Source organism: Chryseobacterium echinoideorum (assembly GCF_007474535.1).
In the GTDB taxonomy this organism is placed as follows: Bacteria; Bacteroidota; Bacteroidia; order Flavobacteriales; family Weeksellaceae; genus Chryseobacterium; species Chryseobacterium echinoideorum.
Window position 1 is genome coordinate 176,333 of the sequence record NZ_VKNW01000004.1, and the last position, 11,997, is coordinate 188,329.

Annotated in this window: 10 protein-coding genes and 1 tRNA gene; 2 read left to right on the forward strand and 9 right to left on the reverse strand. The window is 36.5% G+C overall.

Annotated features, from left to right (window positions below; all coding sequences use genetic code 11):
• Positions 1-108: 108 nt before the first annotated feature.
• The 7 genes from FOL89_RS06790 to FOL89_RS06820 all read right to left on the reverse strand — a co-directional run bounded on the left by FOL89_RS06790 (position 109) and on the right by FOL89_RS06820 (position 6,660).
• Entirely contained in the window at positions 109-339 is a 231-nt protein-coding gene (locus FOL89_RS06790; RefSeq protein ID WP_144282066.1) for a hypothetical protein, read from the reverse strand.
• On the reverse strand, positions 315-587 hold the full coding sequence (locus tag FOL89_RS06795) for a hypothetical protein (RefSeq protein ID WP_144282067.1): 273 nt from the start codon (positions 585-587) through the stop codon (positions 315-317). The genes FOL89_RS06790 and FOL89_RS06795 overlap by 25 nt, the downstream gene beginning before the upstream one ends.
• 116 nt (positions 588-703) lie before the next feature.
• Positions 704-1,621 (reverse strand): hypothetical protein, encoded by a 918-nt coding sequence (locus FOL89_RS06800; protein WP_144282068.1) that lies wholly within the window; start codon positions 1,619-1,621, stop codon positions 704-706.
• Positions 1,622-1,631: 10 nt separating this feature from the next.
• On the reverse strand, positions 1,632-2,495 hold the full coding sequence (locus tag FOL89_RS06805) for a hypothetical protein (protein ID WP_144282069.1): 864 nt from the start codon (positions 2,493-2,495) through the stop codon (positions 1,632-1,634).
• A gap of 9 nt (positions 2,496-2,504) precedes the next feature.
• Positions 2,505-3,431 (reverse strand): hypothetical protein, encoded by a 927-nt coding sequence (locus FOL89_RS06810; RefSeq protein ID WP_144282070.1) that lies wholly within the window; start codon positions 3,429-3,431, stop codon positions 2,505-2,507.
• A gap of 18 nt (positions 3,432-3,449) precedes the next feature.
• Positions 3,450-5,855, reverse strand: coding sequence for a hypothetical protein (locus tag FOL89_RS06815; RefSeq protein WP_144282071.1), 2,406 nt, complete (start codon positions 5,853-5,855; stop codon positions 3,450-3,452).
• 202 nt (positions 5,856-6,057) lie between these two features.
• Entirely contained in the window at positions 6,058-6,660 is a 603-nt protein-coding gene (locus FOL89_RS06820) for a hypothetical protein (RefSeq protein ID WP_144282072.1), read from the reverse strand.
• A gap of 385 nt (positions 6,661-7,045) precedes the next feature.
• Between FOL89_RS06820 and FOL89_RS06825 the strand changes: the two genes are divergently transcribed.
• Positions 7,046-8,653 (forward strand): helix-turn-helix domain-containing protein, encoded by a 1,608-nt coding sequence (locus FOL89_RS06825; protein ID WP_185146934.1) that lies wholly within the window; start codon positions 7,046-7,048, stop codon positions 8,651-8,653.
• A gap of 168 nt (positions 8,654-8,821) precedes the next feature.
• Here the strand turns inward: FOL89_RS06825 and FOL89_RS06830 are convergent, their stop codons facing one another.
• Positions 8,822-10,120 carry a T9SS type A sorting domain-containing protein gene (locus FOL89_RS06830; protein ID WP_144282074.1) on the reverse strand — a complete coding sequence of 433 codons (1,299 nt, stop codon included), beginning with the start codon at positions 10,118-10,120 and terminating at the stop codon, positions 8,822-8,824.
• Positions 10,121-10,515: 395 nt separating this feature from the next.
• Here FOL89_RS06830 and FOL89_RS17795 point away from each other — a divergent pair, with 395 nt between their 5' ends.
• Positions 10,516-10,728, forward strand: a complete 213-nt coding sequence (locus tag FOL89_RS17795) for a transposase (protein ID WP_394344714.1) — start codon at positions 10,516-10,518, stop codon at positions 10,726-10,728.
• Between the two features lie 1,139 nt (positions 10,729-11,867).
• On the opposite strand, the gene FOL89_RS06845 is transcribed toward FOL89_RS17795, so the two are convergent.
• Positions 11,868-11,941: transfer RNA gene (locus FOL89_RS06845), tRNA-Ile, on the reverse strand.
• Positions 11,942-11,997 lie beyond the last annotated feature (56 nt).

Consider the following 11,997-nt stretch of genomic DNA (forward strand, 5'->3'; position numbering starts at 1 on the left):
CAAAATTTGACGCTGAAAAAAGTCATTTTTTAGATAAAGAACTTTTTTGGCGCTTTGAACCCCAAATTTGGGACTGTGCACTTCAGGACATCAAATGAGAATTATCAGCTATTCGGTAGGTTTAGAAGGTGTCGTGTTGCCGCTGCCACTGCCTGTACGGTTGAAGAATTGTTTGATCTCCTCTACTTTGGTATGGAAACCGGTGCTGCCGGAATCATTGCGATATACAGAATATTGGTAATCTATCAAAGAAGCCTGATAGTTGTCCCAATCATGCAGGATTTTTGCATTCCCCAGTCCTCTGCTTAGTTCTGTCAAAGTATTTGTAAGTGATTGCAAAAGCCACGGCGGATGTCACAATCTTTTCCGAACTCTTCCCAATCTACTTCTGGGCTGGAAAGCTGAGGATCACTATCTCTATAATCCTTCATTTTGTTTACTATCTGTTTGTTTTGCTCGTTGATACTTACAACTGTTAGCGTTGCTACCTTTCCCGACAATGCTGTTTGCAAATCTTGTAATGCTGTACTTATTGCCGCTTTTTCTGCTTCGGAAAAATGACGGCTTTCAAAATTTAAAAAAGGCATAGATTAATTATTTTAATGGTTATTGAATTGAGAACCAGTTCGGTTTCTTTACTATGCTCTAAAAGGCAAAAGTGATGGATGACAACATTTTTGCTATCATCCATCATCTTATATCCTTATTGCTCTACAATGGTAAGGGCATTGTAAACCCCACTATCTGCAGTATTGAACTGGCTAAGATAGGTGTCGGAAAATTCTGTTGAAATCCAAGAAAAAGGTCTTAACTTATCCCCTTGGTTTAAATAAACACTTACCGTACATGCAGACCCTACCGGTAATTTATTACCCGTAGCATTTCCGGAATCTGAAGCATACCCATTATTCGTCTTTACCCTTTGAGTAATAACATTGGCTGAATTCCTTACTTCCCAAATAGCTTCTGTTTGGTTGGTAGTGCTACTTACTGATTGTACAAATTGGTTTAAGAGTGCATAGGTAAACGTGGCAAAATATACCCCTGCTCTTGGCGCTACAAACTCACCCGTAGTAGGATTGAAATTGGCTGTTGGTACGCCAGAATCAGAATCTAATTTCTCTGTCCAGTTCGTTAAATAAGACGAACGACGTTGCATTAAACCTGCTTTCGGACCTGAATCTGCTCCTTCAAACACTTCAGTATTCTGTGTTGTTTTATTGGCCATTACCACTATACGAGGTTTGCCATATGGGAAAAAACTTATCCATTTGGTACCGTCAGAATATTCCAGATAGCCCTTTACCCCAATTGCGGGGCTATTAACATATCGCAATGCGCCTTTACCGGCAGCTGCCGCTGTTTGGGTGGTATTTCCTATGGCTACAGAACCGTTTGTACCGCCGCTTCGCAAATCCATTGCTACCTTTGGGCTTGCAACCAACACCCCTACTTTGCCTGTATTGTCTACAATTACATTACCTGCCGTAGTAACAATTTCGGTAGCATTTGTAGAGTTTTTTGTGCCTACTCCCATTTGGGCATTTGCCTGTGTTATAAACAATACCACTGGTAAACAAGTAGACGCCAAGCTTTTTATTTTATGTTGTAATATTCTCATTGTTATACTTTTATAATTCGCTAATGCTAATATTGTTTAAAGTTCCGTCATTAAGGGTGTTTCTACTACTCCCCAAGGTATGTCTCACTTTAAACCTTATCGTTTCACCTGCTACAAGGTTAAAAATAGCATTACAGTTACCACTTACAAAATTGCTTCTTATAGTAGCCTGAAATGCCGGAAAAGAATTTATTGTTTTATACACCGGAATATTATTGGTAGTTCCCGTGCTTTCAATTATCGTTTCAATAAAGGTATTTCTATTAATAGGTCCAGTATCTAAAGTAATATTGAAAGCCACCAGGTAAAACCCAGTACGAGGTGCTTTAAATGTACCCGTAGCTAAATCAAAATCGTTACCTGTATCAACATCTTCATTCGTCCAACTCGTTATGTATGTTTCTGAATCGTTAGCAATGGCTAGAGCAGAATTTTTATTAGCATTTACGAGAGCTTTGATTGGCGGCGCAGTTGACAAAGCCACCCATTTTTCGCCATCAGAATATTCTAAATAACCAACTTCTACAGCAGGAGTATTAGGGTCATCTCCTACAAAATATCGTATAGCACCAGCACCGGCTACACTAGCAGTTTGTGTATTTGTGCCTACGCCAATAATCCCCTTTTGATCTGCAGAGCGGAGATCTACCTTGGTAACAGGAGCCAAAACTCCCACTCCCAGATTACCTGCCGCTGTTACCACCACATCATTTGCTGCCTGACCAGTAGTAACAGTAGCCGCATTATCATCTGCCGCATCTATATGCAAAGGAGTAGACGGGTTTTGGGTAAGCACCCCTGTTTGTGCCGCTATAGTACCTGTAGAAAAAATAAGAGTACAAGCCAGCAACTGATATATCATTTTCTTTTTCATAATCTACTTTTAATGTTCTATAATGGTTAAATTATTAAATCCGTCATCCGGGTTTGCAGGATCGGAAGAATTAGTGGTTACCCTCAAATTAATATTGCCTCCTGTTAAATTATGTAATAATCTAGGCACTACAGTATCTCCTTGAGCCAAGGTTAATGTAACAGTGCTTGATCCTCCTGCCTGTGTCTGTTTACTTGCATTAGCATCATCCGGAGTACCGGTCATCGACTGAGCGAATGTTTTATACACCCTTGCCAAAATGGCAGGCGTTCCAGAAGTTTTATAAAATTGCGATTCTACTCGAGTAGCATCAGCAATCACAGTATTCACAAGGTTAAAAGTTAATAGAAAAGTGTACGTTCCTGCTCGTGGTGCCATAAAAACACCTGTTGCAGGAGTAAAACTATTACTCAAATCGTATATCTCATTCCAACCGTCAATAACAGTAGCTGATGTTCCTATTGCTTTAGTCGAAATTTTACGAGCTACCACTACAGCTTTTTGTGGGGCAACGTATAATTTGTTCCAAACGGAACCGTCTGACACCTCAATTTTTGCACCAACCGGTACATTAACTTCATCATAACGTACAGCACCAGCGGCTGCGGCTGCGGCTGTCATTGTGGTAGTACCAATACCCAAAGCATTATCTGTATTTACTGTAGATCTCATATCGAGAGGTATTGTAGGAGCTGAAACACCCACACCAATAAAGCCTGTCGTTTTATCTACAATCACATCATTGGCTGCCTGCGTTGCAGTAGGTGCTGTGGGTGCAGTAGCATCATTATCCTTGGCTCCATCTACGTGCAGCGCTCCCTGTGGGTTTCTGGTGCCAACCCCGGTTTGCCCTGTCTGAGCAGAGACCAAACCGACTGAGCAACACCATATTGACATTGCCAATATTGTGTTGATTCCTTTATACTTATTTTTCATTTTTTAAAGGAATTTGAATTACTTATTATTTTCTTTTAACAGAAGTTTTTCCAGCTTCTCCATACGGGATTTCAGATCGCTGATCTCTACTTTTTGTTTAGCAATCTCCTCTTGCTGCTCAATGGTATGTAGATACAATTCTTCTATTTTTTCTAATTGCTGGATCGATAATTCTGAAAGGTTAACGGTGTAGCCGTTTTCAGTTTTCAGAACATCTTTGATAGAAGTCACGCCTGGTAAGTGTTTGTTTTCTTTAATGTAAGCAGCTGTTTCTGCTAATGATTTGAATTTATAATCTTCATTGATCGTAGATGAACCGTCAAAATAATCTTCAAAAACGTAGTCAGCATATTTACTTGTATTGGTATAAAATGCCCCTGTAGAAGCCACATCACCGGTAACCGATAATTTTGGAGTGATAGTGGAACCGTTGGATGTAAAAGGAGCAATAGGTGTTTGTGAACCTATGGAAACATTTCCAGTCTGATAGATAGCAGCAGTATTAGAAGTTGCTTTTGTCGCATCACTTTGGTTTTGCCATGGTTCTAACGATGATGCTAAACTTCCTGCTGTAACTTTTTTCACAACATTATTGTTTACTACCAAAACCTCATCGGTTGCGGTACCTGCTTGTAAACCTTCTAATTTTAAAGGGTCAGCCGTAGCTACAATGTGCAAAGTATTACTTGGTGCTGTTGTACCAATACCTACTTTTGTGGCTCCTACAGTTACGCCAGCATAGGTACCCGGTAAGGCTCCTAATACCATACTGTTGCTTTGGGTTACTGATCCATAAGCACCTATAACCATGGCATTCGTTAATCCAGCACCCATAGTAGTACCACGACCTATAGCAATACTGGAGTTGGCATCTGTTACTGCACCAGTTGCTAAAACCCCTTCCCCTGCCTGCGATCCTATAAAAGTATTGAAAGACCCTGCTACGTTAGATGCATTAGCACGGTAACCAATTGCCGTATTACCTTCACCTGTTGTATTACTATTTAATGCATTAGAACCAATAGCCGCATTTCGTCTTCCTGTGTTTTCAACCAAAGTATTATCACCCACTGCCATATTATTCTGTCCTGTGACATTTTTTTGCAATGCAAATGCACCTATAGCGGTGTTGTTTTGTGCTGTATTCTGGCTTAACGCATGGTTACCAATGGCAGTTACTCTATCGCCCGTAGTGCCCATACCTGCCTGATACCCTAAAGTGGTTTTGTATAGACCTTGAGCACCAACTGTATTGGTATTATCATCGCCAATATATCCAGCCCTTTCGCCATTTACCCTAAACTCTAAAGCTACTTTATTTGCACTTGTAGTACCTAAGAAATTGGTTCCTGCAACAATATCTGTATTACCTGTAATATGCCAATCGTTATTTTGTATCAGGTCTGAAACATTTTGCCACGAAAGCTGTGCTCCCGTAGTTAGTGTAGGTAAAGCACCATCGGTTACCAACACCTGGCCCGCTGTACCATTGTTTTGCGGGAAGGTATAATTGCCTGACGGAGACATAATACCTCCATATTTAAGGGTTACTCCATTTGTTTTATCGACATGCAGTCTGGTTGCTGTGATTGCTGCAGTGTTTTCGCTAAGCAATACCACCTTTTCATTTCCATCAGTTGCGCCATTGCTTCCTACGATGACCGCATTTGTTACAGTGGAATTGCCTGTTCTCATTTCTGCTCTTGATCCGGGTCCGGGAGTAACATTAGCGCCCACGCTTGCTGTTCCTTCGGCTCCTTTCGCCTCTATTGTAGTCCCGCTACCAGTAGAACCAGAGTATGAAGATAATAAGCCATAATTATTAGCAGCCAATACGTCTGTGTTATCAGCAGAACCCATTAAATTTATAGGTATTCCAAAAAAATCGGTATTATTGGTTTCTAAAATGCTGTATGTGCCTGCATTATTCACAACTGACTTTACATCCCCTTTTACCTCGAATTGCTTCCCGGATACCGCGTCAGTATCAGAGAAACCTACGGCTACTTTTCCTTGTTGGTAGATATTTTCTGAATTGGTTGTAGCTTGTGTGCTTGTATTCTGTATGTACCAAGGTTCTGTATCAACTGCTGCTGTACCGCTTCCAAATTTTTGCCAAACTAAATTGTTATCAAAATAATAATAACCCGGTGATGTAATATTTACGGTTTTAGGAGTTGATGTACCAACTGCTGCGGTTGCATAGACGATGGTTCCGATCTGAGGGGTATCATACTGGGTATCTGCCGATTTTATTTGGTCTCCTGTAAGTCTAGGAGCAATGATCCCTTCGGGTTTTGTACCGTTTGTAGTTTTTGCCGTAACGTCTAAAGTTGCTTTCGGGGTTTCATTGTTAATACCTACCTGCGAGTAAGCTGCTGAGCTTAATAATAAAGCTCCTAAAAAAATGATATTTTTTTTCATTTTAAAATTGTTTTTTTTAAAAAATTGTTAATTAGTGCATTCACGGTATCTGCTTTGTTTTACACACGAACACACAAATAGTTTATCTGTTAATTAAGATTGGCTACGCCGAACCGCACTCCCTTTGCTTCAATTTGCTCTGAACAACATTGCAATTGAATGAAGGATGTGTTTTTTTGAGAATTTATATTTGCTATTGCTTCTAAGCCTTTGGTGGCGGGCGAATGTGCATTTGCCAATGACAAATTTCATTGGCAAAAGACATTATATATTTAGAATTGTGTTTTTCCCGGAAAGGAATATAGAAAGAAATTTGATACTGTACCGTTAATGCCACAAATCTGAATTGTGAATTTGTGGTAGGTACCGTTATACTATTTTCTCCGCTTCCTGAGAAAATAGTATTAGACTCAAAAGGAAGATACGTGAACCTGGCTTTAACCGTATATTTTTCTCCTTCTATTTTGGGTTTAGCAATGGTTTGCTTTTTTGGAAGAGCTTTTGCAAGCTGATGTCCTGTATTATTTTTTGCTGTTTTTACAATCTCTACATTTCCGTGGATCTCCTGAGTGTTGTAAAAAGTAGTACCTTCTGATATATAGATTTTTGCAGTCTCAACCTTCGATTTCAGGGAAAGAGTGTCTTGTAAAGATTCTGAAATTTTATTTTCTGTATTTTCTACCTCAACATTTGCACTTGGATGTGCAAATATTAAAATTGTAGAAGCGAAGAAAATGGGAAACAGCAAAACCCTTGCACAAAATGCAACATAAGTTTTGCTGTTAAATAAATAAATTTTCTTCATTTGGATTTAATAAAAGAGGAGAATACAACTCTTGTATATCATCAAATAATAAAGCAATATTATAGCTTAATTCTTGCAGCTGAAAGAATAGTATGTAAGGTTTTCCGAAAAGCTAACAACGAGGCTATCCGAAAAACGAATTAAAGACAGAATAAACCACTGATTATCAATGGATAAAAAAACAATAATATTCAAATAATATCTTACAGAAAATCCAGATCTCGCAAATACACACTGCTTAAAAACAGGTGCTTTTATACAAAATTTATTATCGTTATATTTACATTATAATTTTATTTGTGATAAATTGCAGACTACTAATATCAGTAATTTCTGCCTTGCATTTCTGCATGCTATTAATTTAAAAACACATAAAATGCACCTTATGAAAAATCTTTATTATTTACTATTCTGTATGATTTTCGGAATCACTTATTCCCAAAACTCTGAGAAACTCATTACAAAAGCAAAAATTGATTACTATATAGAAGAAGCAGGAAAATTATCGGCAACAAATCCTACAAAAGCAATAGCCATTTCTAACAATGCATACCGCCTTTCTAAAATTATAGATTATAAAAACGGGATGAAGAAAAGCGGCAATATTCTGATGGCAAAATATTTCGATGCCGGAAATTTTAAAAAAGTTATTGAAATTAGTAAAGATGCAGAAAAATTATCCTTAGAAACTGATGATTATGAAATTCTCTCCAATTCTTACAGACTAAGAGCATCTTCTTTTACGGAATTGGGTTTTAATGATGATAGTTATAAAGAATTTTTAAAAGCTCTTGCTGTTGCCGATAAAATAGAACGTAAAAATTATAAATTTTACCAAAAATCACTCATTTACGTAGGATTAGCTTCTTATAATGCTCATATCAATGCACCACTAGACTCAGTAATTTACTATCAGAAAAAAAGTTTGGAAACAGCAATTAAAATGGATGATAGTGAAGATTTTTTGAATAAGAAATATCATAATTTGACATTGGCATATATTAATTTGGGAATGACAAGTAATGCTTCGAAAAATGTAAAAGATGCAGAAATGTATTTTCTCAAAGCTTTGCAAATATGCAGAAACCCGAAGTATACTGTAGGTAAAGATCTAGAAGTAACTACTCTGAATGAGTTTGCCTGGTTGTTTTATGATCAAAAAAAATATGATAAGGCAATAAGCAATGCAGTAGAAGCAGAAAAACTTGAAAGGCAAATTAGCAAGCCTTATATCAGAAGGGATATTTACGAAGTTCTATTCAAAGCACAAGTGGAAATGGGAAAAAAAGAAGAGTCCTCAAAATACATGAATCTATATACAAGTCTGAACGACAGTCTGGTAAATGCGGAAAAAAAGACAATAAATACTCCCTCCAAGCATATGGTAGATGAACAAAGGAAGATCAATAAGAGTAATATTCAAAAAATTATTATAATATCTTCATTACTTTTTATCCTCCTTATCATAACAGGCTGGTTTTTCTGGCGACGAAATAAAATTTTACTTCACAGGAAATATGAAATAATTATAGAATCTATTAAGAATAAAGAGGAAGCAAAGCTAAAGACCATAAATGATGGTGATAGTAATAAAATTATTCACGACAACAGCGTTCATATTACTTCTAAGACAAGTGCTATTTTACTGGAAAAATTATCTAAATTTGAAGAAGAACAAGAATTTATCCGGGAAGATATAAGCCATGTTTACTTAGCAAATTCTCTTAACACCAATACAAAGTATCTTTCAGAAATCATCAAACAACACACCGGCAAGAGCTTCAACAACTACATTAATGGACTTAGAATCAATTACATAACAGAGCTACTCTATAAAGAACCTAAATACAGAGAATACAAAATCAGCTATTTAGCAGAAGTTTGCGGTTTTGCCTCAAGAGAAGTTTTCGCCACGGTTTTCAAAAAAGAAACAGGGGTAAGTCCTTCGTATTTTATATCAAACCTGAGAAACGAAAAACAAGAGGAAGTGTAGTTTCTACCGGATTTGCCAGTAGTATAAATTTTCATTTGAAAAATTGACTTTATCAAAAAGGGATATTTAAAATTTCAAATATCCCTTTTTAGTATTTCACAAGTATTTACAAGTATCCCTTAATGATCGCTTTTTTAAATACTTACTTAAAAAAATCAGATAATAAATCTATTTTTTTATGATCTTAAAAGTTTTAATAGTTCTATCATTTAAAGTTGCGCTTCCAAGATACATACCTGTATTCAACATAGATACATCAATTTTAGCATTTATTTTATTAATTGGCAGATCTCCGATAACCATTTTCCCGTTTGCATCATATATTGATACTGACTTTATTATTATTTCACTTGAAATATTGAGAATATCATGTACTGGGTTTGGATAAATATTAAATTTGAAAGTATTGTCTTTTATATCGGTTGTAGAAAGTATTGAATTGTCTAATTTAACAACCCATCCTGCCGCAAATATTGGAGGAACAGAATTATCAAACCCACAGATGTACATACCGTTTGGCGAAACTCCCATTCCGGTGCCGAGTTTTGTATCAAAAGTAGTTACCTGAATATTTTGAGAAGTTAAAAGATCAGTAAGTAAAATGGGATTTGCCCCTAAGGATGGATGATAAATGATTGTTTCTCTATCTCCGATCATTCCGCAATATCCTACAGCAACACCATTTTCTGAAACTGACACAAATACCGCATCGGTATATCCTGCAGGTGCATTGAAGGATTGATAAACATTAGTATTAATATTATAAATAAAGGCTTTACTTCCTTTATAGCCTACAACTTGCCCTGCATTGTTCACATCACCGGCTTCACCATATTCCGGAGTACTAAAATCAATATAATGTAAAACGCCAGATGCATCAAAATATGCAGGCACTCGAAAAGTTCCGGTTCCGAATATATCTTCTCGATCTACCCAACCAGCTACAACGCCATTATCATTTACATCTGCTCCGCGACCGTTAGTATAAAGAAGGTCGCCAGTAAGCTTGGTGAGTGTATTAGTGACTGTATTAAAAATATATGGATAACTGCTTCCTGCATTACCTGATGTCATTTGCCCGGTAACATACGTACTGTTTGCAGAAATTCCTTTTGCATCTCCGAACCAACTGTTTCCAGGTATATCTCCGGGAAAATATCCAATAGGATTCCAGACTCCATTTTTACGGTAAGCAGCCTGACTTAGATTAGAACCATCAACAGCAGTAAAAGGCATGCTTCCTGCTATGTTTTCTATGTTATTCAGTCGGTTTGTTGCATCAGCAACTGGTTCTATCGCTGTACTTGCATTTGTATTGTAGTTATAATAACCTCCGGAATGCACGGCATTTCCATTACTATTGATGTCATAAAGACGTGTTCCCCAACCGGTGAGAAGCCTTAGATTAGTCTGAGCATTCAGGGCGCTTAAAAACAAAAAGACTGTAAGTAAATAAACATTTTTCATGGTAATAAAATTTTGTTAAGTCAAAATTGCGTAATTTATGTCACCAATAAAAATTTTTTATGCGAGAAATTCAGAAATTCTTTTACAATTTCTTTATCACATCGTATAATTAGCCACTCCTTAAAAAGTATTTAAAGTATTGATTATTAATATTTTGAATTTAAAATTGTTAGTATTTTCTTGCAGGATTTCATACAAAAGAACTTTAAAACGTTGCAAATATGTTGAAAAAAAATCCAGAAAAGAAGCCAAAACCTAACGTAGCGGTGCTGTGAAGCCAATTATTCAGCCTGATGTTGGTTGATTTTATTGATAATAAGCATGGACTCGTTTTACTTTCAGAAAAAATATACTGAAACTATTTTGAGCAGGAATTTTCTCCCCTGTACTCCAAAATAGGTAAGGCTAGTCATCAGATTGGTTTTATGGTGGGCTGTTTACTACTGAAGCACCTGTATAATTTGGGCGATGAGACTTTAGAAAAAGCTTGGATCATAAATCCTTACGTGGAGTACTTTTGTGGGAGAGTTTTCTTTGAACACAAGTTTCCGTGTGATCCGAGTAAATTTTGTTCATTTCCGAAAAAGAATTGGCGAAAATGGGATTGAAAAAATCTTTTCCTACAATATAAAAATGCACGATGCAAAGACCAATACTTTGAATTTTGTTTTGTCTGATACCACTGTTCAGGAAAACAAAACCACTTTTCCAACCGATGCAAAATTATGCAAAAAAAGTAATTGATTATTGTAACAAAATAGCCAAAAATGAAGACATAAAACAAAGGCAGCGTTACACGAAAATCAGCAAACAAATGGTTTAGAAAACCTACAATGGCAAACATCCCAAGCGAACAAAAATTGCAAGAAAGTTTGGGCGACTACTCAAAACCATCGCCATGAGACTGATTCGTGAATTGCAAAGGAATTTTAATGCATAACAGCAAGAATTTTATAAAGATTTAATGATACTTTACACCAAGGTTGTCACGCAAAAAAGAAATGATACCGATAAAATTTACAGCATTCACAAACCCTTTACCCTATGTATTGCCAAAGGAAAAGCCCATAAACAGTATGAAATACGAAGTATTCGTGAACACAAAAATCAAAATAAAAACTATTGTGAACAATTTGGTAATAAAGTAGGCTTGATAACCACCAAGAAAATTATACTCGGGCATTTTTACAAACGCCTTACGATGGTCACACTATAGAACCGCTTTTGGAACAAATGGAAAATAATGTTCAACAACTTCCCAAAAGAGCGCAAGAAATTCAGAATCAGAGCGGTAATAGAACCTATCATCGGACATTTAAAACCCCGATTTCTGATAAATCAAAATATATTTATTGTTAAGGAGTGATTATTTACAATAAACTGGGTAAAAACCCTGTATTAGCTATAGAAGTTGACGGATATGAGTATCACAAAAAGGAAACTATACAAAGTAAGAGGGACAAAATGAAAAATGAAATTCTTGAAAGTATAGTTTACCGTTACTTCGTTTTTTCTACAACAGGAAGTGAAGAAAAAAAAGTTGGTTGCCAAATTAATGGGAATCCCCAAATACCAATAACTCATTGATTAATAAATACACACTAATTAAGAGAACAGCTCGAGAATTGCCTCAAAAAAATCTGTAATTTTATTTTGGACTTCTCGAAACCGTTTGCAAGCGGATATATCTGTTTATCAAATAGTTAAAAACAACAAAGTCGCCAAATTGGCGACTTTGTCAGTTGGGTGGTCCCACCTGGGCTCGAACCAGGGACCACCTGATTATGAGTCAGGTGCTCTAACCAACTGAGCTATAGGACCGCAAAATTGGTTGAATTTTGTGTTTGCAAAAATAGTAAAATTTATTTCTCTACAAA